General features: G+C 68.6%; 25 protein-coding genes and 2 pseudogenes. 17 read left to right on the top strand and 10 right to left on the bottom strand.

Features of this window, described 5'->3' with window-relative positions; genetic code table 11:
• Positions 1 to 10: 10 nt before the first annotated feature.
• Positions 11 to 358, top strand: a complete 348-nt coding sequence (locus tag ACOBQB_RS10195; RefSeq protein ID WP_423590882.1) for a ClpX C4-type zinc finger protein — start codon at positions 11 to 13, stop codon at positions 356 to 358.
• A gap of 7 nt (positions 359 to 365) precedes the next feature.
• Here ACOBQB_RS10195 and ACOBQB_RS10190 read toward each other — a convergent pair whose 3' ends face one another.
• Positions 366 to 785 (bottom strand): hypothetical protein, encoded by a 420-nt coding sequence (locus ACOBQB_RS10190; RefSeq protein WP_423590764.1) that lies wholly within the window; start codon positions 783 to 785, stop codon positions 366 to 368.
• Between the two features lie 452 nt (positions 786 to 1,237).
• Between ACOBQB_RS10190 and ACOBQB_RS10185 the strand changes: the two are divergent.
• From ACOBQB_RS10185 to ACOBQB_RS10170, 4 genes and pseudogenes are all read left to right on the top strand, one after another.
• Positions 1,238 to 1,471, top strand: a pseudogene (locus ACOBQB_RS10185) (transposase); the annotation flags it as partial.
• A gap of 73 nt (positions 1,472 to 1,544) precedes the next feature.
• On the top strand, positions 1,545 to 1,700 hold the full coding sequence (locus ACOBQB_RS10180; protein ID WP_423590762.1) for a hypothetical protein: 156 nt from the start codon (positions 1,545 to 1,547) through the stop codon (positions 1,698 to 1,700).
• 528 nt (positions 1,701 to 2,228) lie between these two features.
• Positions 2,229 to 2,645 (top strand): hypothetical protein, encoded by a 417-nt coding sequence (locus tag ACOBQB_RS10175; RefSeq protein WP_423590760.1) that lies wholly within the window; start codon positions 2,229 to 2,231, stop codon positions 2,643 to 2,645.
• An 82-nt stretch (positions 2,646 to 2,727) separates the two neighbouring features.
• Complete coding sequence (locus ACOBQB_RS10170) at positions 2,728 to 3,186, top strand: transcriptional regulator (RefSeq protein WP_423590759.1); 459 nt, start codon at positions 2,728 to 2,730, stop codon at positions 3,184 to 3,186.
• Between the two features lie 132 nt (positions 3,187 to 3,318).
• On the opposite strand, the gene ACOBQB_RS10165 is transcribed toward ACOBQB_RS10170, so the two are convergent.
• On the bottom strand, positions 3,319 to 4,041 hold the full coding sequence (locus tag ACOBQB_RS10165) for a hypothetical protein (RefSeq protein ID WP_423590757.1): 723 nt from the start codon (positions 4,039 to 4,041) through the stop codon (positions 3,319 to 3,321).
• 110 nt (positions 4,042 to 4,151) lie between these two features.
• On the opposite strand from ACOBQB_RS10165, the gene ACOBQB_RS10160 reads away from it, so the two are divergent.
• Positions 4,152 to 4,712, top strand: coding sequence for a hypothetical protein (locus tag ACOBQB_RS10160; protein WP_423590755.1), 561 nt, complete (start codon positions 4,152 to 4,154; stop codon positions 4,710 to 4,712).
• A 4-nt stretch (positions 4,713 to 4,716) separates the two neighbouring features.
• On the opposite strand, the pseudogene ACOBQB_RS10155 reads toward ACOBQB_RS10160, so the two are convergent.
• Positions 4,717 to 4,941 (bottom strand): annotated as a pseudogene (locus ACOBQB_RS10155) (DUF6233 domain-containing protein); the annotation flags it as partial.
• 159 nt (positions 4,942 to 5,100) lie between these two features.
• Between ACOBQB_RS10155 and ACOBQB_RS10150 the strand changes: the two are divergent.
• The 4 genes from ACOBQB_RS10150 to ACOBQB_RS10135 all read left to right on the top strand — a co-directional run bounded on the left by ACOBQB_RS10150 (position 5,101) and on the right by ACOBQB_RS10135 (position 7,021).
• A complete protein-coding gene (locus tag ACOBQB_RS10150) occupies positions 5,101 to 5,889 on the top strand; it encodes a hypothetical protein (protein WP_423590753.1) in 789 nt (262 codons plus the stop codon).
• A 153-nt stretch (positions 5,890 to 6,042) separates the two neighbouring features.
• Complete coding sequence (locus tag ACOBQB_RS10145) at positions 6,043 to 6,567, top strand: phosphotransferase family protein (protein WP_423590752.1); 525 nt, start codon at positions 6,043 to 6,045, stop codon at positions 6,565 to 6,567.
• Positions 6,564 to 6,722, top strand: a complete 159-nt coding sequence (locus ACOBQB_RS10140) for a hypothetical protein (RefSeq protein WP_423590750.1) — start codon at positions 6,564 to 6,566, stop codon at positions 6,720 to 6,722. Before ACOBQB_RS10145 ends, ACOBQB_RS10140 begins: the two co-directional genes overlap by 4 nt.
• The gene (locus ACOBQB_RS10135) at positions 6,710 to 7,021 is read left to right on the top strand and encodes a hypothetical protein (RefSeq protein ID WP_423590748.1); all 312 of its coding nucleotides are present in this window, start codon (positions 6,710 to 6,712) and stop codon (positions 7,019 to 7,021) included. Before ACOBQB_RS10140 ends, ACOBQB_RS10135 begins: the two co-directional genes overlap by 13 nt.
• On the opposite strand, the gene ACOBQB_RS10130 is transcribed toward ACOBQB_RS10135, so the two are convergent.
• The 5 genes from ACOBQB_RS10130 to ACOBQB_RS10110 form a co-directional block, all read right to left on the bottom strand.
• Positions 6,982 to 8,280, bottom strand: coding sequence for an ATP-grasp domain-containing protein (locus ACOBQB_RS10130; protein ID WP_423590746.1), 1,299 nt, complete (start codon positions 8,278 to 8,280; stop codon positions 6,982 to 6,984). The two genes, ACOBQB_RS10135 and ACOBQB_RS10130, sit on opposite strands and share 40 nt — an antisense overlap.
• Complete coding sequence (locus ACOBQB_RS10125; protein WP_423590744.1) at positions 8,277 to 9,428, bottom strand: glycine amidinotransferase; 1,152 nt, start codon at positions 9,426 to 9,428, stop codon at positions 8,277 to 8,279. Before ACOBQB_RS10125 ends, ACOBQB_RS10130 begins: the two co-directional genes overlap by 4 nt.
• A 29-nt stretch (positions 9,429 to 9,457) precedes the next feature.
• A complete protein-coding gene (locus tag ACOBQB_RS10120) occupies positions 9,458 to 10,429 on the bottom strand; it encodes an aspartyl/asparaginyl beta-hydroxylase domain-containing protein (protein ID WP_423590742.1) in 972 nt (323 codons plus the stop codon).
• A gap of 14 nt (positions 10,430 to 10,443) precedes the next feature.
• On the bottom strand, positions 10,444 to 11,850 hold the full coding sequence (locus tag ACOBQB_RS10115; RefSeq protein ID WP_423590740.1) for a peptide ligase PGM1-related protein: 1,407 nt from the start codon (positions 11,848 to 11,850) through the stop codon (positions 10,444 to 10,446).
• A 62-nt stretch (positions 11,851 to 11,912) separates the two neighbouring features.
• Positions 11,913 to 13,082, bottom strand: a complete 1,170-nt coding sequence (locus ACOBQB_RS10110) for a cytochrome P450 (protein ID WP_423590738.1) — start codon at positions 13,080 to 13,082, stop codon at positions 11,913 to 11,915.
• A gap of 369 nt (positions 13,083 to 13,451) precedes the next feature.
• On the opposite strand from ACOBQB_RS10110, the gene ACOBQB_RS10105 reads away from it, so the two are divergent.
• The 5 genes from ACOBQB_RS10105 to ACOBQB_RS10085 all read left to right on the top strand — a co-directional run bounded on the left by ACOBQB_RS10105 (position 13,452) and on the right by ACOBQB_RS10085 (position 17,517).
• The gene (locus ACOBQB_RS10105; RefSeq protein WP_423590737.1) at positions 13,452 to 14,771 is read left to right on the top strand and encodes a helix-turn-helix transcriptional regulator; all 1,320 of its coding nucleotides are present in this window, start codon (positions 13,452 to 13,454) and stop codon (positions 14,769 to 14,771) included.
• 504 nt (positions 14,772 to 15,275) lie between these two features.
• On the top strand, positions 15,276 to 15,476 hold the full coding sequence (locus ACOBQB_RS10100) for a hypothetical protein (protein ID WP_423590735.1): 201 nt from the start codon (positions 15,276 to 15,278) through the stop codon (positions 15,474 to 15,476).
• The gene (locus ACOBQB_RS10095; RefSeq protein ID WP_423590733.1) at positions 15,473 to 16,162 is read left to right on the top strand and encodes a sigma-70 family RNA polymerase sigma factor; all 690 of its coding nucleotides are present in this window, start codon (positions 15,473 to 15,475) and stop codon (positions 16,160 to 16,162) included. Before ACOBQB_RS10100 ends, ACOBQB_RS10095 begins: the two co-directional genes overlap by 4 nt.
• A 4-nt stretch (positions 16,163 to 16,166) precedes the next feature.
• Positions 16,167 to 16,811 carry a hypothetical protein gene (locus ACOBQB_RS10090; RefSeq protein WP_423590732.1) on the top strand — a complete coding sequence of 215 codons (645 nt, stop codon included), beginning with the start codon at positions 16,167 to 16,169 and terminating at the stop codon, positions 16,809 to 16,811.
• Between the two features lie 67 nt (positions 16,812 to 16,878).
• Positions 16,879 to 17,517 carry a hypothetical protein gene (locus tag ACOBQB_RS10085; RefSeq protein WP_423590731.1) on the top strand — a complete coding sequence of 213 codons (639 nt, stop codon included), beginning with the start codon at positions 16,879 to 16,881 and terminating at the stop codon, positions 17,515 to 17,517.
• A 46-nt stretch (positions 17,518 to 17,563) separates the two neighbouring features.
• Here the strand turns inward: ACOBQB_RS10085 and ACOBQB_RS10080 are convergent, their stop codons facing one another.
• Positions 17,564 to 17,803, bottom strand: coding sequence for a hypothetical protein (locus ACOBQB_RS10080; RefSeq protein ID WP_423590729.1), 240 nt, complete (start codon positions 17,801 to 17,803; stop codon positions 17,564 to 17,566).
• 150 nt (positions 17,804 to 17,953) lie between these two features.
• Between ACOBQB_RS10080 and ACOBQB_RS10075 the strand changes: the two genes are divergently transcribed.
• Entirely contained in the window at positions 17,954 to 18,637 is a 684-nt protein-coding gene (locus tag ACOBQB_RS10075) for an HNH endonuclease family protein (RefSeq protein ID WP_423590728.1), read from the top strand.
• Between the two features lie 547 nt (positions 18,638 to 19,184).
• Positions 19,185 to 22,304, top strand: a complete 3,120-nt coding sequence (locus tag ACOBQB_RS10070) for an RHS repeat-associated core domain-containing protein (protein ID WP_423590880.1) — start codon at positions 19,185 to 19,187, stop codon at positions 22,302 to 22,304.
• A gap of 736 nt (positions 22,305 to 23,040) precedes the next feature.
• On the opposite strand, the gene ACOBQB_RS10065 is transcribed toward ACOBQB_RS10070, so the two are convergent.
• Positions 23,041 to 23,940 (bottom strand): Ku protein, encoded by a 900-nt coding sequence (locus ACOBQB_RS10065; protein WP_423590726.1) that lies wholly within the window; start codon positions 23,938 to 23,940, stop codon positions 23,041 to 23,043.
• Positions 23,941 to 24,058: the final 118 nt, after the last annotated feature.

Here is a 24,058-nt window from a genome sequence, read left to right as displayed (position 1 = left end):
GCTTGTATCCATGGCCCGCGGAGGTATGGACCGCCTTCGACGCTTATCCGGGCGGTACGCCAAGAGCTGCGCTTTCTGCGGCGGTTACCGCTCCGATGGCCTTCACCAGTTGGCAGGTGGGCGCCGGACGAAGATCTGTGCGGGATGTCTTCGGGAATGCCGATCTCTACTGGCTGAATCAGATGACCAGCGCTTCCCGACGCCCTCGCGGCGGACGATCTGGCTGGCTCAGATGTACTGCTCCTTCTGCGGGCGCGGCCCTACCAGGAGCCGGCGCTTCGTAGCTGGTCCGCGAGTGTGGATCTGTTCCGTGTGCGCCGAGGCATACGGCGCGAGCCTTTCAGCACTTGAGCCCTGAACGCGCCTCAGCGCGCCGAGACCAGTGCAGGGGACACCGGTACGAGGGCCTCGATGCCGCCGTGGGCCTTGACGTTGCCGCTGTACACCCAGCCGACGGTCCCGGCGAAGTTCACCTTGTACCAGAGGTTTTCGTATTTGTTGATGCAGTAAGAGCCTGCGATATTCGCCCGATCGTTGGGATCCATCCAGGCCAGTACCGCTTCGGTGGCAGACCAGCCGCGACGGACCGGGGTGTCCTTCTGAGCGATCACATAGCCACTCGCGTTACCGCAGACGAGGTCGCTCGCGGGTCCTGCGTCTTCTGCCATCACGACCGGCGCCGGGGCTGAAGGACCACCTGCCGCCGATGCCGCCTGGGTGCCTGCCAGGAGCAAGGCAGCTCCCATAGCAAAGATCGACAGCGCCCGCATGATTCGTCTCAACACTCTGTCTCCTCTTGTCACTTCACGGCTTCACGTGAACTGTCATGGGAGGAGGGGCTCAGAGAGCGCTCTTGGGGACAGTGGCTGCGCCCATGATGGCCTCGGCGCGGCCTTGCCCCCGACATCCCCTACCCCTATCCCCGGTCAGAACATGTGCCGCTGGTCCATGCGATTGGCGTAGACCAAACGCGGCGTGCTGAATCTACGTGTGCTCGCAGGGGCAAGGAACCGGATGTTCCCGGGGTGTCCTGAAACGATGAGGTTCCGGAACCGATGCCGAGGTTACGCGGCCCCTCTGTGCGGCATCGGTCAAGGGGAAGCGGAAGCTGGGTCGGCTATCCAAAATAAACTGGACTGGCCTATTCCTTTCTGGGTGGCACAGGCTCGGCCGCTACCCCGACACCTCAATGTCCGTCGTCATCGGCACCCCGGTCGACTGCACCGACGCCACCCGCCTCGGCATCGACGTTGAAGTCATCCAACGCGCCCCGGGCAGCAAAGGCTTCAAGGTCATCCCGCGACGCTGGGTCGTCGAACGGACCTTCGGCTGGCTGATGCATCACCGTCGTTTGGCCCGCGACTACGAAACTCACCCCCACCGTTCCGAAGCCATAATCCACGTCGCGATGATCGACCTCATAAGCCGCAGACTCACCCGCGAATCCACCCCGAACTGGCGCGACACCTGAACCCCGAACCAAACAACCTCGCCGGGACAAAACAGGTGGTGATGCGGACCTCGGCTTTGGCCGCGTCCAACAGATGGTCGGTGCGCAGTCCGGGCAGGGCGCGGCGCAGCTGGTCCTCATCGCGTTCCACGAGCGCCGCCAGGCGGCCGAGGGCCTCGGGGCTGAGCTGGGTCTCCTGGAGGTTCAGGCGGAGGGCCACCGGGCAGGCGGCCCTGGTGGAGCGCCTTGAGAGCAGGCCGACCGGCGCAACAAGATTGAAGGGCTGGGCAGGACGCTCGATGGCAGGTTCACCAACTACCGCCGCTGGCCCCCCGCGCGGCTTCTGTCGCTCTCTCTTCCCTACGCTCCATCGCGGCGGAGCTCTCCTCGTCAGGGGCTGAAGTCTGCCGATCCACGGCAGGCGCTGCTGCGGATTCAGCGGCAGGCTCAGCGCCTGGGGGAGCTCGTCGGGTCTTTGGAAAGTGCCGGTGGCGGCTCTCAGGATCCTCGGGGTCTTGGTGACGATGTCCGCCGTGCGCTCGACACTCTGGTACCCGTGCTCCAGTCCGTCCTCGAACAGGAGAAGGGGGCAGCGGCGCAGGAGCGATCACACGATCTTGTGTACTGGCTCGACTCCTACCCTCGCCAACTCCCTGATCCTGAGCCGGGTTGTGCGGCCAAGAATCATGCGGAGCCTCTTGCCCCCGTTGTACGCGTTGCGTACAGTCAAAGACATCAGACGTACGCAACGCGTACACCGGATACGGGAGGGCCCGCAGTGACCATCACCGTCACCAAGACCGCCGGGAACAAGGCGGAAATCACCTGGGACCCGAAGACCGACGACCCGCGCGGCTGGCTCGCCAAGATCATCGAGAACGGGAACCTCGAGGACGCACTCACCGCGCTCGGGGACGATCGGGAGGCTGGCGATACCGGCTCCGAGCACAACACCCGCCGACTCGCACACGCCACCGGCACTCTGGCCCGGCTGCTCGAGCGCCGCGAGCAGCACCTCGCCGTCACGCTGAAGAACACCTACCGCCTGACCTGGTCCCAGCTCGCCTCAGTGCTCTTCGAAGACCCCAGCAAGCGCAGCTCCGCACAGCGCAAGTACGAGGCGGGCCTGCGTCAGATGGGCCTGCCGGTCAACGCGCCCACGCTCAACGACGCCGCCAGCGGCTCCGAAAACTGAACGGCCGGGGCGGCCATCCACGGCCAAGCGAGCGGCCGCCCCGCATCCACCCGACTCCGTCACCAGACAGGCGGACCTCGCCATGTTCGCAGCCGTTTTCGTCGCCCTCTGGGTCGCCCACACCATCGGGGACCACTGGGTGCAGTCCAGCGCCCAGAGCGCCGCCAAGGGAAAGCCAGGATGGAGCGGACGCCTCGCCGACACCCGCCACGTCCTCAGCCTCACCCTCACCAAGGGCGTGCTCCTGACCCTCACAGCGCTCGTACTGGACCTGCACCTCACCGTCCTTGGCCTCACCGTTGGCCTGGCCTTGGACGCGGCGTCACACTGGTGGGCCGACCGACGCTCCACCCTCGCCTGGCTCGCCAAAACCCTGCACCGCTCCGAGTTCTACAACCTCGGAAGCGCCGCTCACCCGGCACACCCGACCACCGCCGAGGGCAGGCCCGCCGCGCATCTGGGGACCGGCGCCTACGCGCTGGATCAGTCCTTCCACGTGCTGTTCCTCTTCTTCGCCGCCCTAATCATTGCCGCCCTCTGAGGGGCAGCGCCGCCCCTCCGCTCTTACCGCAGGGAAGCCCCGGGACCATGACTTCCGGGGCTTCCCTGCGCACGTGAGTGCCTGTGCCAGTGCGATCCCATGGCGTCCCGTCGCTCGTGTGGGCGAGGGCATTCACGGCTCGGCGGCGAGATCGCGGCCGTATGGGGCGCCTACGACGGGGGCCGTCTGTCCTGTCGGTGTTCCCCTTGCTGCGGCGCCAGCGGGCCGCTGCCCGTTACCCGCCGCAAGCCCGGCTCCGGCAAGGCCCTCGCCCCGCGCGACGTCTGCCCGACACCGGCCTGGCCCGCCTGGCATACGGTCAGCTGCGCGCCCTGCTGGACCGACACACCTGCATCGGCGGTTGAGGAGGGCACCGGCTGGGACGGAGGGGGCGACGGACCCACGCCCTGCCCACCGTCCTTGGCCCAGGCGGCGCGATCTCGGACCCGGATTTCCGGGCATCCGGTAAACCGCACGGTGGCCTGGCAGGAGTGCCCGCGTGCCCGAGGCCCCCATCGCCCACAGTGAGTTCGCTGCTCTGACCCGGCATGGCCGGTGCCGCTCCTCCGGGTCGCGCTCCGCGATGTCGCGGTACGCGGGCAGATGCACGTCGACGACGTCGTCGAGGTCCACGTGCAGGTCCGCCAGGACCTGTCCGGCGGCACGGACGTCCCGCTCGTCGTACGTCCAGCGCGCCTTGTGCTTGTAGCAGCGCACCGCTATGTCGCCGAAGAAGACATGGCCGTGCTGCCGCAGGCGCGGCATGTACAGAAGCACGTCCGGGTCCAGCGGCACCGTGGCGTTCTGCACCAGGTCCGCGAAGAGGGAGCGTGCGTACTCCCGGCTGATGGGCATGGCCGGATGGTGGCAGCCGCCACTGACAACGTCGCCCGAACTGCACGTCGTTGCCGGTCAATGCGGGTGAAGCCGTCCGGAGGCATCGTCGGCGCACCTACGATGCGGTGGTGCGGAACACGAAGGCGTTCAAGGAAGCCGTTGCCCAGACGCTTGCGGAGCTGGCCCGCCGGGGGGTGACCCTTGCGCCGGCGACCGTGGAGGACACGATCGAGAAGCACATCACCACCGTCTCCGAGCGGCTCGGGATCCAGGTGCGCTCCTCCTGGCGGTACTTCGACGCTTCCGTCACGGCCGACCGGCTCGCGCAGAGCGTGGCGTCGTACGAGGAGAGCAGCAGCGAGAAGGGCGTCGGGCAGGCCCCGATGCCGCCGCTCGACAACCCGGAGCTCGCCCTGGTCCTCGCCGGGGTGCCAGACTCACTCGCGCAGACCGGCGGCGACCTGTACGCGGTCATCATCAACGTCGCCGTCAACGCCTGGATGGCCGGCCACATCCACGGCGAGGACGGCTGCACCGGCTGTGACGGCAGCCGCGGACCGACCGGACACGACTGGGAAGCCCGGATGCGCACCATCACCGAGCTCCAGCCGAACATCACCAAGTGGTTCGACCGCGACGTGTGGACCGCCGCCGTCAACGACGCCGGATACACCGTCACCCGCCGCTGACCTGCTACTCAGGTCTCTTCGAAGCCACGAAGCCATTGAGGACGGGGTCGAGTTCGGCGGCCGCGCCGCACAGCGAGCACAGTCGTACGCCCGGCTGCTCGGCTGCATACAGCGCCCGGTCGAGCGGCAGCACCGGCGCTCCGAGGGCCGGCGCCTCTTCACAGTCGACGGCGTGCATTACTTCACCCTGGCCGGGGCCGCGGCCGCCGGCCTTCGCCAGCACCCAGCCGCCGCGGCCCCAGCGCCTGCCCCCGGTCTACGCCGCCCTCCTCTTCGAGGCCCAGGAGCAGAGTGCCAGCGAACAGGAACCAACGCGGGTGTACCTCGGTTGAATGAGCACATCGCTCGAGGCCGCCACTTGGGCGCCATGCCAGCACGGGAGACTGCAATGGACGACGTATTGAAGCTGCTGGAACGGTGGGAAGAACAGGACACCCGGGGGACCACCGGCGATGTCACCGGGCCTGTGGAGGAACTCGCCGACCGAGCGGAGGAGCCCAGGCATACTCTGGCTCTGGCCTGCTCCTCCGCCGCCTCCAGTGCCTCCCTGGGCAGGGCACTTGAGAACCGGTGGGCGCTCCACATCCCGCAGCACGCCGCGGTGGTTGCCGCTGGCATCCACGCGACGTTGCGGTCCTCGGTGGAGAACCTGCACCGCCTTCGCAGGACGGTGGAGATGGCCGCCGCCCGCGGCGACTTAAAACCGTCTGGATCGCCCACGCCCGATGCCGAAGGGTTCACCGATGCTCTGGACAGGCTGACTGCGGTCGCAGACGAAGTAAGTGTTCACCTGAAAGCGCTGGCACCGGCTGTCCACGCTCTCCACGCGACCCCTGCCACGTTCCAGGTACCTCGCACGGTGCACGAAACCATGACCGCGGTAGCTGCCATCCTCAAGGACACGGCCGAACTCCGTACCTGGGAAGACGGCCATCAGGAGGAGGCCACGGAAGACGGATGCGGATGCACCCTCTTCATCACCTTCCGAAATGAGCGCTACCTCGTGTCCTACGACGACTTCGAGGGGTGGTCCGTAATGCGTGAAAGTGTTGCTGCCGTCAGCCGTGACGGCAGCATGACGTGGACCAACCCTCCTTCCGCAGGCGTGAAGGACCCTCTCGCGCACCCGGGGCGGCTCGCCGAGGCGATCATGAAGATCATTCAGAACGGGACCTGATCCGGGGGCAACGCAGCGTTCCGCCCCTGCCGCGAGCAGCGAGACCTACGGCTGCTCACTGCCTGGTCTTCCGCTCAGGGCGGCCACACCGGTGCGGGGCCGCCTACGCGGTGTATGTGACGAACAGCCTCCGGGCGGGGCATCCTGAGCGGCATGGATTTCCAGCCGGTTGAGCGTGCCTCGGAGGCGTTCCAGCAGTCACTGACCGCGGAGGAGATCGGGAAGGTCTGCCGACGGGCCTTCGGCGGCGACGCCACGCCCGTATCCGCTGTCGAGCTGGGCACGGGGATGTACAACAGCGTCTACCGCGTCACCCTGGCCGACCAGGCCCAGCCGGTGATCCTGCGGGTCGCGCCGGAAGAGGGCCGCCAGTTCCGCAGTGAGCGCCACCTGATGCGCAACGAGTTCGCGAGCCTGCCGTGGCTGGCGGTGATCGCGCCGTTGATGCCGCAGATGCTTGCCGCGGACTGGTCGCATGCGGTGGTCGGCCGGGACTGGATGATCCAGACCCACCTGGACGGCATCCCGGCCCCGGAGCATTTGGGAGCGTATCCGCGGACCGCGTGGCCGGTGTTCTTCCGGCAGATGGGAGCCGTCACCCGCTCCGTGCACGACGTGCGGGCCCGCACTTCGGGCCCGTCGGCGGGCCGGGGTATGGGACGTGGAGCGAGGCCGTGATCACTTCGTTGGAGGAGATCGCCGCCGACCTGGACGGCGTCGGCCTGGACGCAGCCGACGTACGGAAGGTCATCGCGGTGGCCGCGCACGACCGTGCCGTGCTCGACGAGGTCACCGAACCGAGGCTGCTGACCGGAGACCTGTGGACCGTCTGATGGACCCGGCGGCCCCCGAGCCGCTGATGACCGGCGTCCTGGACTTCGACCGCACCTGGTTCGGTGACCCCGCCGCTGACTGGACCATCCGCATGGCGAGAGCCAAGGACGACGAACGGACCGCGTTCTGGGAGTCCTACGGAGTGCTGGACCGCTCGCCCGCCGCGGTGTGGCGGGCGCGGGTCTACGAGGCCAGACACCTGGGCGCGATCCGCCTTGAGCGCCACCGGCTGGCCAAGGCGGACGCGGTCCGTGAGAGCTACAGCGCGATGGCCGAAGTGCTCGCCGGCCTGACCTGACCGGTGTTCTCCGGAGCTGGTTCCACGTGGATACGGACCCGCCGCAGGAGAGCATCGGCCCGCTCCTCGACCTCGACGGCATCAAGGCCGGTGACCACGAACGACCCCAGCCGATGACCGTTGGCGCCCGGCTCGCGGACGAGGCCGCCGATTGCCGCCCGCCAGCGGACGAACGGCACGCCCGGCCCCCTCCTGGGGAAGCCGTAGAGCGACGTCAGCCGCCCGGTGTGCGGACTGGTCACGAACCGCACCGCCGCATATCCGCGGGCGGAAGGGGCGAGAGCGGCCGGCCGGCCCAGGGCAACATCGAGCAGCGCCGCCCACACGTCGATGCCCAGGGCGTGCTGGATCAGGAACCCGATCTGCCCCGCGGCGAGGCGGGCGCCGATCTCAATGACCATGCACCGCCCATCCCCACTGACGATGACCTCCGTGTGCGAGGCCCCGTGCCGGATACCGGCCGCGCGAATGGCCGCCTCCACCTCCCGGTACACGGCCGACGCCGCCTCCACGGCCGGGGGCAGGCAGACGGGCAGGCTGTGCCCCGTCTCGACCCTCTTCGCGCCGCCGGTCACCTGCTTGCGGGTCACGGCGAGGTGCGTGGTGGCGCCGTCCTGCGTGAAGGATTCGACGCTGTACTGCGTCCCGGCGGCGTACGCCTGGACCAGGACACGCGGGTAGGCGCCGCTTGCGTGCATGCCCACCGTCTTACGGGCGGCGTCGGCGGCCGCGGCCGCACCGGCCGGGCCACTCACCACCGTGACGCCGGCGGAGCCCGCCCCGGCAACCGGCTTGATGACGCACGGGAAGCCGACCCGCGGGTCCGCCAGCGCGGCCCGTAGCTCGGCGTCGTCACGGACGAGGACCGTATACGGGGCGCGCACCCCGGCTGCGGCGAACGCCTCGGCCATGGCCGCCTTGTCCCGGGCCGCGTGTGCCCGGCCCGGGTCGTTGCCGGGCACCCCCAGCTCGGTGCAGAGATGCGCAGCGAGCTCGGTCAGGTACTCGTTGACGGTCAGCACCGCGCCGATACCGCAGCGGCGGGCGTACGCGGTGATTTCGTCGAGAGCCTGGTCGGGCCGGGCGAAGTCGGTGACGAGGTGCCCGGCCAGCAGACCCTTCAGCTCCGGCCCGTAGCCCTCGTACGCCGCGGCTGTGGTCGCGGCGTGTACCTGGTGCCCGCGGGCGGTAGCCGCCGTGGCGAGCAGACCCGCCTCGAGACCGGCCGCGTCCAGCATCAGCACGCCCGGGAGGGTCACGACAGGTAGTCCTCGAAGCCGCCGGTGCGGAGGGTGTCCAGCGTGAAGCAGTGGAAGCCGCCGCCGAACAGGCGCCGATGCCGGTGCCGTACGGGCACCACGTCGAAGCCCTCGGCCTCCAGCAGCTTGACCAGGCCGGTGCACTCCTCGTTGACCAGCACCGTGTACTCGTCGACGGAGAGGACGTTGAGGTCGATGTACGGGCTGGTGAGGACCAGGTCCTCGTAGTCGTCGTACACCGGGAACGCGCCCTGGTCCGGCTGCGGCGGCACGAGGTAGCGCCACGAGCGGAGCGGCTCGGGCATCAGGTCCCGGATGCCGTCGTGGCGGGCCAGGAAGACTCCGGGCTTCAGGGCGAGCACCATGCTGTCGATGTGGTTGTCCGCCATCCGCCACACCCGGTGGACGCGGTACTCGTGGCCGAGGTGCCTCTGAAGCCACTCGGCGCCCCGGGTGTGGTTCTCCTGCGCGATGTTGATGACCAGGTCGCGGCCCAGCCGCAGCACCTGCGCGCCGTCCAGCATCATCTCCACACCGACGTCGTACGGGCTGGGCCGTGGGTCCTCGATGGCTTCCGTCGGCCCGCCCAGGGTGGTCGCGGTGTCCCGGGCATACGACAGGTCGAACGACATGTCGGTGAGGATGGGGCGGGGCATCGTCGTCCACCGCGCGCCGTTCTCCCAGTAGGCGTTGAAGACGGGGGCCAGGAGCCGGGTCTCCAGGTAGCGGGAGCGGATTGCGGGCGGAGTCTCGATGATCTGGTTGCCGAGGATCAGCGTGTTGTCCCGGATGTTCAACGCCGGGGTCGGGGCGGCCTCCCACCCCAGGCCCGCGATGTGGGCGGCGTCCGGGGGGAGGGGCAGCGGCCGGTGCACGGCGACCCCGAGACCGGCGAGGACGTCCGCCAGGGCCTCCACGTCCTCGTGCAGCTCCTCGGCATACCGCGCTTTGATGGCCCAGCTCTCCCGGTGGCCGGCCGCCGCCTTCGTCAGGCGCGGATAGGCCCAGTCCGACCGGAAGCCCTTCAGGTTCTCGTGGTGGAACAACTCGAAACTGACGTCGCGGTCGTGCCCCACGTAGTTGGCGGCGGACCCGACGATGACCTCCTTGAGCGGGGTGAAGTCGTCGTGACTGTTCAGGCGGGGCATGGGCGTTCCTCTCGGGAGTGCGGTGCGGGTCAGGGGGTGCGGGGCGCTGCGGTCACATGCCGGTCGGCAAGGGCGCGGCCGCGGCGGACCCGCAGGGTCAGGCCGGTGCCGTCGCTGTCCGGCTGGAGGGTGCGCTGCTCGCTCCAGCCGGAGAACCGGAACTCGGTGCCATCGGCCGGGACGAGGGCGAAGGTGCGCCCGGCGATCGTCAGAGCGAGGACGCCGTCGGCGCGGTCGATGCGGGCGGGAATCAGGGAGCCGTCCAGCGGGGCAGGTGCGTCGAAGTCAGCGAACCCGGACGGCAACAGCGCCTCGTACGGCAGCCCGCCGGGCCATGCGTGGGCCTCGGGCGGGCTCGTGTGGTTGAGCAGGATCTCGCCGTGGGTCAGCAGATCCTGCCAGGAGTCGGGGAACCAGGCCGCGAGGTCGGCGGTGAGTAGCGCGTCGATCACGACGTGGACCCGGGTCACCGTCTGGCTGGTGTTGCGCACCAGGTGTTCGCGGGAGAAGTCTCCGTACCAGCAGGTGCCCGGCTGCCAGCAGTGTTCGACACCGTCGAGGACGAGGACGGCGCCCGGGTCGGTGACCACGGGGATGTGCAGGCGCACGATGCCCCGGTCCAGACGGTACTTGGGGTCGCAGTGCGGGCTCGAGACGGCACCGGGGCCCAGCGCCATCAAGCGCACGGCGTTCAGCGGGGCGGGGACCAAGTCCAGGATCTCCGCGAGGTAAGGCAGGTGGTCGAGCCAGCGCGTCGCCTTGAACGGCTGCGGCCCGGGGCCGCCCGGGTCGGTGCGCTCCGGATCACCGCCGAGGCTGCGCAGGGGCAGGACCCGCCAGTCGATCACGGCCGCCTGGCCGGCCTGCCCGCCGAAGGTATGGGTGCGCTGCACGTTCCAGGTGTGGGCGGTGACGGCCGCGAGCTCGGCGGCCAGCCGGCCGGAGTCGAAGACGGGAAGGAGCTGGGCGGCCTCGGCGGGCGCCGCGAGCGAGGTGGTCATGGGTGCGCTCCCGGTCATGAGGAGAAGGACACGGCGCCGGTGCCGATGTGCTGGCTGGCGTCGTAGGTGCCGGCGGGCACACTCGCGAACCGCGCGTCGAGCCGGCCGAACGCGTCCGTGGAGCCCTCGGCGGGGTCGTAGGCGAGGCAGAACACGAACTGCACCGGCTCCCCGGGGCCCAGGGGAATGGCGGGCATCGACACGATCACCCCGGTCCGGGTGACCGGGTCGTACGCCAGGCCCAGCTCGTCGAGCGCGGCCAGGAAGGCGCTGAAGGAGGGCACCGCCCAGGTGGGCGGGACGTGGTACTCGACCACCTGCCGGGCCGGGGCGGCGGCGACGTCGACGATGCCGTGGGCGATCGACTGGTAGATGTGCAAGGACCCGGAGACCTGGGCGTTGACCTCCGTGAACACCACGCTCCCGTCGGGCAGGACCAGGGCGTCCGCGCTCAGGTGCCCGCGGTAGCCGAACGCCCGGTACGCGTCGGCCAGCCGCCGCCCTCCGTCCAGCAGTGCCGCCCGTACCGGCTCGGTGACGCCGTCCAGCGGCACGACCTGGTGGCTCAGGCGCCGCCCGACGTACAGCAGGCGGCCGGTCTCGGTGGCCCGGGTGCCTTCGTCGGAGGCGTAGTGCTCGGAGTACACCGCATCCGCGCCAGGGGCGAACTCCTCGATGACCACCGGCCACCGTCCTTCCCCGCTCGCCCACGGCCACCGCTCGGCCCAGTACACGGCGATGCCGTCGGAGCCCGGCGCCAGGTGGTGCAGGTGGCGGGCCCCGACGTGATCCACAGCCATCTCCTGCTCGGGCACGAGCAGTTGGTTGCCGACTCCGGCTCCGTTGTGCGCCTGCTTGACCACAACGGCCCCGGATGCGGAGCCCTTCAGCAGCGCTTCGGTCGCTTCGGTCGCTTCGGAAAGGCTGCGGCAGACCCTGCCCGGCAGGATCGGCACCCCAGCCGCCGCCGCCAGGGCCCGGAAGTTCGCTTTGCTGTTCCCCATCTCCCCGCCGCCCTGCCCGAAGAAGGCCGCCCCCGGGAAGCGATCGGCCACGCCCAAGGCGTCAGCGAACCGCGTCACAGACGCCGACGGCCACAGCGCGAACACCTCGCACACCGCACCGGCCCCGGCCGGGCCGAGGGCGGCCCGCACCTGTTCCACGAACGCGGGCACGGTCAGGGACGCGGGATCGAGCAGCCGGTTGCCCCTCGCTCCGGGCGGCGCGGCCAGTACGGTCAACTCCTCGCGCTTCACGCCCGCGTGGGCCAGGGCGTAGTCGACGAACGCCTCATCCGGCTCACAGCACAGGATGAGCAGGTCACCGGGGCGGGCGAACCACAACGCGCGCTGCGTCCAGGCCCGCATGTCGCCGCGCTCGCGGATGGATGGATCGATGTGGTTGCCGATGAGGATGCGCACAACGGACTCCTTCAAGACGTGAGCAGGCGAACGGCACAAGCGGCGCCGGGGCGGGGAGAAGGTCAGGGGAGGAGGGCGGCGGGAAGGGTGTCGAAGGCCCGCATGGTCGCCGTACGGCGCCGCACGCCCTCACCAGCAGCAACCAGGCGGGCAGGGTGGCCGTTCAGGGCAGCGACCAGGGCGCGCAGACCCGCTTGCGCGACGGCCGTCCCGATGCAGGAATGCGGACCCCAGCCGTAGCCGAGGTGACGGTTCGGGGCGCGGTCCAGCACCAGCTCGTCGGCCTGCGGGAAGGCAGCCGGGTCGCGGTTGGCCGCCGCGAACAGGGCGACGACCTTCTGCCCCGGCGTGATGTCGATGCCACCGATCCGGCAGGTGCGCACCGCCGTGCGCGTGGTGCCCTGCACCGGCCCGTCGAAGCGCACCAGCTCGTCCACCCCCGCGGCCAGCAGGGTTTCGTCCCGCATCCGGCCCAGGGCTCCGGGATGGGTGAGGAGGGTGTGGACCGCGTTGCCGGCGGCGGCCGCCAGCGTGCTGTAGCCGCCCTGGAACATCACCCGCGCCGTGTTCTTCACGTACAGCCGGGTCAGCGCGTCGGAGCCGGGGGCCGCAGCCTGCCGGACCCGGGCCAGCAGGCCGGGCCGGGGCGAGGCCGCGAACCAGGAGTCGACCAGGTCGCTCAGCTGCTGGCGGGCGACGCGGCCCGGTTCGACGAGCGACGGGTTGAGTCCGCCGTCCATGCTCCGCATGATCGCGTCCGACACCGCGGCGAACTCCCCGTACGGCGGGGGTTCGACACCCAGCAGGTCGGCCACGACCGCCACGGACAGCGGCACCGCGATCTCAGCCACCACATCGAAAGGGCCTCCGCCGGTCAGGTGATCGAGCCGCTCGCGCACCAGGCGGCGGGCGCGGTCTTCGATGCCGGTCAGGTCTTGGGCGCGCAGTGCGGTCATGAACAGGGAGCGGATCCGGTTCTGCTGCGGGGGATCGAGCGTCTGCACGCTCAAGGACGGCTCGGGCACGGCACCCCCGGTGCGCCGCGGGTCGCGTGCGAACGTCGCATGGTCGCGCAGCACGCGCACGCTGTCCGCGTACCGGGTCAGTGCCCACAAGTCCATGCCCTCGTGCCAGAACACCGGCTCGCGCTGCCTCAGTTCGGCCAGCGCCGGGTAGGGGTCGCGCAGGACCTCCGGGTCCAGGGGGTTGTAGCGGTCGGTCACAGAGGGCATCGCAGATCCTTCCAGAGCGGGGAGGGCGGGCCCGCCCCAGCGGACCCGCCCCGGATGCCGGGCTCAGTGGTCGTACGACATGGCAGTCCCCTTCCTCGGCGTTGGCGGCGGCGGGATGTCCAACACGGTGGCGAAGGCTCCGTTCGGCCCGCGCCAGCGGGCGTTGAGGTGCAGCCGGCGGGCGGGACAACGGCCGTAGAGAACGGGGTCGTCACCGTGGTTCCGCTCGGTCGCACGGGCGCCGGGCGGAACACGACGAGTACAGCCCCCGGCCCGCCTCCATGCCCAGACGCGCGCCCTATCCCCGCCCTATCCCCGGTCTGCCCGAACCGCTCCCCCTAGGGGCGGAGCGGGTGGTGCAATGGGCGGGTGGACGATGAAATCCGCCACCCCCTCGCGTACGCCAGGAACCAACGCCGATGGTCACAGGAGGAACTGGCCCGCCGTATCCGGGGGGCCGCCGAGCGCCGCGGCCTGCGCTCGGGCACCAAAGGATCCCGGATCTACAAGTGGGAGACCGGCCGGGCCACCCCCGACGAAGACGAATCCCAGCCCCTCATCGCCGAGGTCTTCGGCATCGACTTCGCGGCCGTCGCCCATCTCGGCTGGCCCCACTGGCTTCCCAGCCAGGACAGACCGCTGCCGCTGGGCCCGCACAACGCCGTCCCCTCCCTCCGAGAGGCCCTGATGTCCTCCTTGGACCGCCGCTCATTTCTCGCCTACACCAGCGGCTCCCTGGCAGCCCTCGCTCATCAGTGGGCCATCACCGAACCCGGCCGGTTCCCACGCCCCGCCGCACGCGGTGAAGTCGACGCCGAGATGGTCACCTGGCTGGAGAACAGCGGCGCTGAACTGATCCGCCTCGCAGGCGAACGCCGCCAGCACACCCACCGCCTGCTCGACGCGCACCTGACCGCCGTCACCGACCTCATCAGCGAGGGCCGCTATACCCGCCCCGTCGACCAACGGCTGCACACCCTGGCCGCCGCCCTCTGCCAAGCCACCGCCTGGCAGCATTTCGACGAACGCCGCCACGCCTCCGCCAGCCGTTTCTGGCACGCCGCACTCCACAACGCCCACGCCGCCGGCCAGCGCGACCTCGGCGCGGGCATCCTGTCCGACCTCGCCTACCAACTGCTGTGGCTCCAGGACGCGCGTACCGCAGCGGCCATCCTCGAATACGCCATCCCCCGCACCCGGCACCCCGCCGCCCGATCCCTCCTGCACCTGCGACAGGCCCGCGCCCTCGCCGCCCTCAACGAGGGCGGCCGGTGCCGCCGCGCTCTCACCGCCGCGGAGAAGGCCCTGGACACCCCGTCGTATGACCCTGCTCCCACCTGGTGCTCGTGGATGTCACACGCCGATCTCGCGGCCGACGGCGGGCGCTGTCTCGCGGATCTCGGCCAGCGGCGCCAGGCCCACCAGCTGATGGACGAGGGCATTGCCCTGCTGCCCGCCACCCGCTGCAAGACCCGGTCCGTGTTCCTGACCTACCAGGCCGAGACCTACCTCCGGGACGGCGAACCGGAGATCGCCGCAGCGACCGCTACCCGTTCCCTGGATCTGGCCAACCGGATCGACGCGCTCCGGTGCATAGCGATGGTGCGCGACCTCGAACCGGAGCTGTCCAAGTACGCGCACACAGCCGGTGTAGGCGAACTCCTCGAACGACTCCGAGCCGTCGGCTGAAGCTCTGCCAACGGCCGCCCGGGGGAGCAGGCCCGCGAGCAGCGCCGTGACCGAGGCTACGGCGCTGCGCCGGGCCCGGCTGGAGCGTTGGCGGTGTCACCGAATCTGCCTGTGGAGTTCTCCAACAAGGCGCTGAGTGACGGGAGTTGTCGCAGTAGCAAGTGATGCGTGTCACATCGGGCGCCGCTTCTGAACGCGGACGAAGCGGCTGGGGGCTCGCTCGGCGGCGTGGGGGGGTATCTGCGATCCCCGGGGTTGAGCGCGTTTGCACTGGCCAGAGCGCCACACGCAGAGTCACGACGAGTTACCTATCGTTTACTCCTGAAGGCAGAATCTGCCTCCCGGTTACTCTCCAGTCACTTTCTGTACAGAATTGGTCGCCTCTGGCATACGCGTTTGCCCCCATCGATCCGAAATCCTGCGCTTGAGGACATAGGCGTCCTCCGGCAGCCCGTACCTAGGTGCGGGGCGGGCTGTTGCCAGCAGGACAAAGGACAGGATTCAGTGACCTTCCCCCTCGACGATCTGCTCGCCGCTCTGGTGGTCATCACCGCAGTGCGAGTCTTCGCCCCCGACGCACGCCGCCTGACGCGCCGCCTGCTGCGCGCCGGGGTGCGCGTGGGCGCCTCCGAGCTGCTCAAGGGCCCCCGGCCTGCCGACTCTTCTCAGCTGGCCGCCCCCAGCGGCGAAGGGGCCCAGCCATGAGCGACCACACCGCATCCCTGCCCTCGGAAGACGCAGATGAGCCCACCGAAGCCCCCTCCACCGCAGCCGGCCACGGCGACCAGCCCTCCCTCACCGGTATGTCCGACGCATCGGCCCCCGAACTGCGAACTCTGAGGGCCGTCTCCTATCTCATGCCTCCGGGCCTGGAAGCGTTCTACGCGCTCTACGCCAAGCCCCATCTGCGCTACGCCTACTCGATGCTCGGCGACAAGCAGGCTGCGATCGCGGTCGTACGCCGCTGCTTCGATCACCTCGCCCTGAACTGGCGCAACGTACTGAAGGAGGAGAGCCCCGAGGCCTACGCCTGGAAGCTCCTCAAGCAGCGCGTGGAAACCCATTCACGGCTGTCCGGGCAGCCCGCCCCGTCACAGATGGTGCAGAGTGCCGCCTTCCAGCACACCGCGCGCGCCGCCCTGGAGGCGCTGCGCTGCCAGTTCGCGGTGATGGAATCCGCGCTCGGCCTCTACACCGCCATAGCGGGCCTGCCCGAGCGGCAGTACGACGTCATCGTCCTCCACTACGTCCTGGGCTATCCCTCCCAGCGCATCGCCCACATCATGGGCATCAAGGCCGACACCGTTCGCTCCCACCGGCGCCTGGCACGCCAGCGCATCGCCATAAAACTCGGGCTGTCGATCGATCCGTCTGCCGACGACAAGGAGTAGCACCATGCCCAGCCCCATCGACGACATCCTCCACCAGACCGCGGCAGACGACGTGTTCACCGACACCGACCTCGCCGACCTCAAGCAGGAAATCGTCCGCGACGTCACCCAGACCCTGATGTTCGGTGCCGTTCCCGGTCCGGCCGGACACATGCCGACCGTCCACGAACAGGCCGCGGCATGCCTGGACACGCTCTCCACCCAGGTCCTGCACCACCCCGACGCCGCCGGCCACGTCTCCCAGCTCGCCACCCACGGCCCGGACAACCCCGAAGGCGCCCTGTACTTCGCCTGCCTGCTCAGCCTGGCCGGATGCGCCGACGGCGCCCAGTTCTGGTGGCAGTTCTCCGCCGGCGCGGGCAACGCGGTGGCCGCCCAGTGCCTGAACTTCTACCACCTCAGCCGCGGCGAGGTACGCGACGCCAATTTCTGGGCCCAGCAAGCCATCACCCTGGCCGACCCGCCCACTCCAAGAGTTCTTCACCAGCGCCGCCCCACCGCACGAACGGAGGCCGGACTGCCCCGCCGCCTGCACGAAGCCGTGCGCCGCCTCAAAGTCGACACCGTCGAGGACTTCGGAATGGGCAAAGTCCCCTACCCCGACTCCCACTTCGCCGACCAGGTCGAAGAACTCACCGGTGCCCTGTAACGGCAACTCCCCAGTCAGGAGCCGCGTGCACGGGTGCGGTTCCTAACTGGGTAAGTCAATGACATCCATGTACGAAGACATGGTGGAGCAGCAGGCGGACATCACCCGCCTGCTGCTCCACCATGTCCACGCACCGGTCACCGGTACACACTTCATCCGGGGCGTCCTACCCGCACCTGCGTCATCTGCGGTCATCCGGGTTGTTATGGGTGAAGCGAGCGCTTACACGCCGGACGAGTTGATCGCCTACGAGATCCCTCTGCAATGGGACAAGGAACCAGCCACGGCGCAGGACATTACGGTGGTTCTGCGTACCCTCGTCACCGGTACTCGCATCTACTCGAGTGATCACATCACCCAGGTCATGGGCATGGTCCTCGTCCGCGTGGATCCCTCAGCCCTGGACCCATTGGGCCCGACCACGGATGACCGCGCCCTCGGCATCCTGCGCTGCTTCGCTCAGCCATACACGGAAGAGAAGCCCGGCCTTCTGCTGTGCGGATTCTGCTTCCTGGGCGAGGACCGACTACGTCTGTACCTCCACGCGGCAGAGACCCCCGAGGCCGTCGCCGTCGACGTACGCCCGTCAGACGCCACCACCGCCTTGCTCGCCTCCCTGCCGTCGTTGCTCGACGAGGAGCAGTACTGGACAGATGATGACTCCGATCCGCACTGCACCCACGTCGTGAACCTCACCGACTGGTAGCCCAGAAGGTATGCGTGCGGTCCGGGGAGGCCTGCGGTGTGGGGCGCTATTCTGCCGGGCCCTCGTCGGCGTGCCTCACTGCCTTCTTCACGGCCTGCTCGACCTCGTGGCGCGGCTGGCCGGTGGCTTTGGCGTGCGCGGTGACGGCGGCCTGGAAGGCGGCTGCCGCCTCATACCAGCTGTGCCACTGCGCCTGATACTCCTCGCCGACCAGACCTGCGAGCTTCGCTCGTGTTTCCTCGGCGGAGCGTTCCAGCTTGATCAGTTCATCGGAGATATCTGTCACGGTCACGGATCTTAGGCCGGGCCGCCCGCTTTCCTGTTCGATGTGCTGGTCGTGTCCGGCTCTGGTTTGGCCCGGTTCGCCGGTACGACCTTTGCGCTCGCCCGGGTGACACTCCACCCGAACCGTCCCCGGCGACCGGTGGGCGCCGGTATGACCAGGGTTGTGATGACCGCCTGTATGCGCGCGGCCCTGGCCGCAGCCCTTCTCGCCCTGCCCCTCACCACGATGTCCCCGGCTTCGGCCGCCGACGCCGACCTGGTCGCGCTCCCGATGACGCTGCAGCAGGCGGTCGCCGCCCTGCCGACGGCCGCGGAGTCACGGGAGGGATACCAGCGCTCCCGCTTCCAGCACTGGACCGACGAGGACCGCGACGGGTGCAACACCCGCGAGGAGGTACTCATCGCCGAATCCCGCACCGCCCCGACCATCGCAGCGGGCTGCAAGGTCACCGCAGGCCAATGGCACTCCTACTACGACGGCGAGACCGTCGCCCAGCCCCGCGGCCTGGACATCGACCACATGGTGGCGCTCGCCGAAGCCTGGGACTCCGGCGCCAGCACCTGGAGCGCGGAGCGCCGCAGGGCCTACGCCAACGACCTTGGCGACGAACGGTCCCTGGTGGCCGTGACCGCGCGCAGCAACCGCTCGAAGGCCGACCAGGACCCGGCCGAATGGCAGCCGCCGCTCGCCGATGCCCGCTGCACGTACACCACGCACTGGGTGGCGACCAAGCTCCGGTGGGGCCTGACCGTGGACAAGGCCGAACAGCAGGCTCTGCGGGAGCTGGCGGCTGGGTGCGGGCAGGAGACGGTGGAGTACGAGCCCGTCGGCTGAGCCTGGCCCCCGCCCCGGTGTCTGCCGGGCGGGGCGCCCGGCGTGATCACAGGCCGGTTCCGGCTCCGGCCTGGGCGCCGCAGTGAGCAGGCCGATTGAGACGTCAATTGCCGCTCGGGCACGGCGGACCTGAAGGTTCCCGGTCACTCTGTCGCCAGCGCAGGGTGCACAGGGTGCAACTGCCGTGTTGAGACAGGTGGTTGCCGCACGTTTCAGGCCACTTTGCCTCGACGGCGAGGAGAGGCTGATTCCCTCTCGTGTAGTACATGCGTTCGAGGGAATCGCGGCGTGTCCCACGACGGCTGTGTGCCAGGTTGTGGGCCTCTCGTGACCACTGGGGTCTGCGAGATGTGTCTTCCTGTGGGGGGAAGCCTTGACGCAACGCACCTTCGGTGCGCGTGTTTCGCGTGCCCGGAAAAGAACCAGCTACGCCACCGCCGCCGCTCTGGCGGCCGGCGCCCTGACGCTGTCCCTGCTGCCGGCCACAGGCACCGCCGCGGCCGACGAGCCGGGCTCGGCGTGGGGCAAGGACGCCCCGTCATTCACGATGCCCGACGTGAAGGTCGGCACCAACAAACCTGTCGCGCCGCAGGCCGAACGCAAGCCCTCCGACGAGGTCGCGGCCTGGCGCGCGCAGCAGAAGAAGCGCGCCAAGGGTGATGCGGCACGCTCGGTCCAGGAGATCCCGGCCCATGTGCCCGAGGGCCAGGGTGACGTGCCCTGGCACAAGATCAGCAACTTCGCGATCACCGACGCGCTGACGGCCCGGATCAACTTCTCCACCGGCAACCTGATGCTGACCGCCACCGACTTCTCCATCGCCGGCGTCGGCCAGCAGCTCACCCTGGCGCGCACCTACAACTCCCTCGAGGCGCCGTGGGGCAAGGTGTCCCAGCGCTGGTGGCAGCAGTACGAGCGCTACCTCCAGGTTCTGGATGACGAGGTGGTGCTGTACGACGCTTCCGGCGACACCCTGCGCTTCAAGAAGGCCGCGGACGGCACCTTCACCACCCCCAAGGGCTACTCCAAGGAGCTGAAGAAGAACACCGACGGCACCTACACCGTCACCAACTGGAAGTCACACTCCAAGGACACCTACAACGAGCACGGCACCCTGACCAAGGCCACCGACAAGAACAAGGGCACCATCACCGTCACCCAGCACGACAAGGGTGACGAGCACAAGGGCTTCAAGCTGACCGAGACCCGCTCCGGCCGCTGGATCGACCTGCTCAAGACCGACGCCTCGCAGTGGCAGGCCAAGGACAACTCCGGCCGCACCGCCGTCTTCGACCTCGACCCCGACGGCAACCTCCACAAGACCACCGACGCCGAAGGCAAGACCACCACCTTCGGCTACGACACCTCCAACCGCCTCACCAAAATCACCACAGCCGAGGGCCGCGTCACCGTCTTCACCTACGACGACGCCAACCGCGTCACCTCCATGCTGCGCGCCACCGAGCTCAACGGCACCGGCCACACCGGCCCCACCTGGACCTACGCCTACACCGCGGACTCGCCGACGGCCGCGGGCACGACGACCGTTACGGATCCGGAAAAGCACGCGACGAAGTACAAGCACGACGGCGACGGCCAGGTCACCGAGGTCACTGACGCACTCGACCGGAACCGGAAGACGAAATTCGACGCGAACCACAACGTCGACACGGCCACCGACGCGATGGGCACCGGCACCACCGGCGGCAACGTCACCGACTACACCTTCAACACCCGCAACAACCTGGAGTCGGTGAAGTCGCCTACCGGCGGGAAGTCGGTCACCAGCTGGCAGACGATCGCCGGCGGAGACAAGCCCAAGGACTCCACCAACGCCGACGGCGAGAAGACCTCCTTCACCTACGACACAGCCGGCAACACCAAGTCGGTCGCGCAGACCGGCACGGGCGGCGGCAGCGTCTCCTACACCTACAACCCGGCCACCCCCGATTGCGGCGGCTTCGAAGGCCAGCGCTGCACGGCCGAGACGAAGATGTCGTCGACGAAGACGGTCAAGACGTCCTTCACCTACGACGCCAAGGGCAACCTCACCAAGGTGACGCCGCCCAAGCCGTTGGGGGAGACCACCTTCACGTACGACAGCCTGGGCCGCACCGAAACCCTCACCGACGGCCGGGGCATCAAGAAGGTCTTTACCTACGACAACCTCAACCGGATCAAGACCGTCTCCACGCCCAACGGAACGGTCCGCTACTGGTACGACGGTGATGGCAACCTGCGCCAGCGCGACGACTCCACCGGCTCCATCACGTACAAGTTCGACCCGCTCCAGCGCGAGACCGTCCGCACCCTGCAGGACGGATCGCAGACCCTGCTCGCCTACACCCCGGCGGGCAACGTCGACTTCTACCAGGACCCGGCCGGCAAGGTCGACTACACCTGGAACGAGGTCAACAAGCTCAAGGATCTCAAGGACCCGCAGGGCCGGATGACAACGTACAAGTACAACCGCAACGATGTTCGTACTGAGAGCGCCTACCCCGGCGGCACCGTGCAGACGGTCGACGTCGACAACTCCAGCCGCCCTAAGAAGATCACGGCCAAGTCCGGCAAGGGCACCCTGGTCGACCTCGCCTACACCTACGGCTACGGCACCGACGCCGCGACCGACGGCGACAAGATCCGCACCCTGACCGACGCCGTGGCGGGCACGAAGATTAGCTACACCTACGACGGCGCTGGACGCTTCTCCTACGCGGAGGAGAAAAAGGGCTCCACGCTCAACTCCTCCTGGCAGTACTGCTACGACCTCGCGGGCAACCTCACCAGCCAGGGCGTGGAGAAGGGCTGCCCGCGCAGCACGACGTACACCGTCAATGACGCCCAGCAGATCACCGGCAAGAACGGCTCCACCACCAACTGGTCCTACGACCTCGAGGGCAACGAGACCGCCGGCGCCTCCACCCCAGAGGGCACCCGGACCGGCGAGAAGTGGTCGGACCACAGCCAACTCACCTCGCTGACCGTGGGCGGCAAGACGTACGCGAGCCAGTACGGCTCCACCGACCAGAGCGAGCGCGTCAAGCTCGGCGACACCTTCTTCCACAACGGCCCCCTGGGCCTGTCCGCCACCTCCACCGGCGGTGTGGACACCAGCTTCAACCGCGAACCCGGGGGCACACTCAACTCCATGACCCGGGACGGGAAGACGTACTTCTACCTCACCGACGCAATCGGCTCCGTCGTGGCGCTCGCGGACGAGTCCGGTACGAAGGTCAACTCCTACTCCTACAGTCCCCGCGGAGTCACCCGGGCAGCCACCGGCGAAAAAATCGCACAGCCCTACCAGTTCGCTGGCGGCTACCAGGACCCGACCGGCCTGTACCACTACTCCGCCCGTTACTACGATCCCAACATCGGCCGCTTCACCCAGCCCGACCCCTCCGGCCAGGAACAGAACCCCTACCTGTATGCGGCCGGTGACCCTGTCAACAACATCGATCCCACAGGTCTTTGGCCTGAGTTCGTGAAAGCATCGGCCCGCTTCATCAAAGACAAGGGGCCCCGATTCCTGGGTAGGGCCTCAAGCGTGGCACCGGCCGGGTGTTATGCAAAGAAGGCTTGGGAAGACACCGATAACTCGCTCAAGGATGAAGCAAAGGACCTGAACAGCTGCTTCAACCCGTACGCGTGGGCGACTGAGTGAGAGGAAAAGAATAGTGAGCCCGGAAAAGTATGCCAACGGCGCTAAAAGCGCTTTATGGCTTACCTTTTCACTCGCGGTTATGTTGAACCTGGCAGAAGCGCTGTGGCACCCGCCTGGCAACGCGTGGCTTGCCGTACGCGTCACCGTGTCAGTGCTCTTCACCGCTGCCCTGATCGCATGTATTGGGCTCTGGATGGTTCGGCATCGACAACGCGAAACAAGGACAAAGTAGACGAGGGCCCCGACCGGACATCTGGTCGGGGCCCTCGCGCTTCCGGGGTTAGTTGCTGGCGCGCACGTGTTCCTGCAGGGCTTGGACCAGGCCTGCATCACTGACCGCGCCACTCATGCTCCTGGCGCCCGGAGTCGCGATCGCGGTAATCCGCTACAGGCACTTCAAGCACGTTAGGACCGAGACGTGTGGGGCCCCGCAAGCCGCACACAGCAGTGACAGAGGTGGTGCAGGTGAATATGGGGCCAATCATGGCTCGCGGCGTCTATGAGGTCAGCAGTACGACCGACCTTGTGGTGCTCATCGTTCTTGCCATAGCGATCTTTATCGGCATGGTGTGGTGGGCACGGCATCGCCGCAACTAGGTCATCAGCCCCCACACCTCACCTCCCGGCAGGGACGGGGCCCCGACCAGAGCATCTGGTCGGGGGCCTGTCGATCTCCGCCCCGTCTGGGTCTCTACGGGCGGAGGCGTCCGGCGTATCCCCCTGACCGATCCGCCCCCTAGGCGCCGCGCTTCCTGGCCGTGGTCTTCCTCGCCGGAGCCTTCTTCGTGGCCGCCTTCTTCGCGGTCTGCTTTGGTTTCATCTCATGCACGGTCGCGTGCTCGCCCTCGCCGCGGCTTTCCTGGGCGCGCTGTACCGACTGCTCGAGGGCGGCCATGAGGTCGACGACCTTCCCGGCCGGCTCCTCCTCGGCCGCCTGCGGGGGCTTCTTGCCGTCGGCCTTGGCGTGGATGACCTCTTCCAGAGCCGCGGTGTAGCGGTCGGTGGCCCACTCCTGGCCGGTGATGTCGTCGAGGGTCATGGAGTCGACGAGGAGAACGGCCTGCTCGATCTCATGGTCTGTCAGATCCATGGGTGTTGGGGCGATCGTGTCGGGTGAGCGGACTTCGTCGTCCCATTTCATGGCGTGCAGAACGATCGCGTCGTCTTTCACCCGCAGCAGGCCGAGCCTTTCGCGCCCGTGCCACGCGAATTTCGCGATGGCCGCCTTGCTGCTGCGTTCGAGGGCCTTCCTGAGCAGCACGTAGGGCTTGGCGGCGACCTGCCCGTCACCTTGCAGGTAGTAGCCCTCCCCGATGCGTACCGGGTCGATCGATTCGTAGGGGACGAACGCGGCGATCTCGATCGCCTTCGCCGTGGGGAGCGGCATGTCGTCCAGTTCCTGGTCGGCGATTGCGATGATCGTGTCCTTGTTGACCTCATAGCCTTTGCCGATCTCCGCGGTCGGGACCTCGCGGTCTTCCAGCTCGCAGATCTTCCGCGTGCGGACGCGGCCCATGTCCTCCAGGTGGTACTGGTGGAAGCGCAGGCTGTGGTTCTCGGTCGCGGGCAGCACCTTGATCGGGATGGTCACCAGACCAAAGCTGATGGCGCCGGACCAAACAGGACGGGCAGGCATGGCAGTACCTCCATGGACAGCCCCGAGATGACCAGCCTAGGAGGGTGCGCCGCCGCTCGCATGCCCGGCCCCGCCCCCTCAGCCGTCCTGTGCCGCCGTACCTTGACCCGCTGATGGG

The sequence above is a fragment of the Streptomyces sp. G5(2025) genome, from assembly GCF_049542075.1.
Classification (GTDB): Bacteria; Actinomycetota; Actinomycetes; order Streptomycetales; family Streptomycetaceae; genus Streptomyces.
The sequence above is the reverse complement of the archived record's forward strand: the minus strand, read 5'-3'. Positions and strand labels throughout refer to the sequence as shown.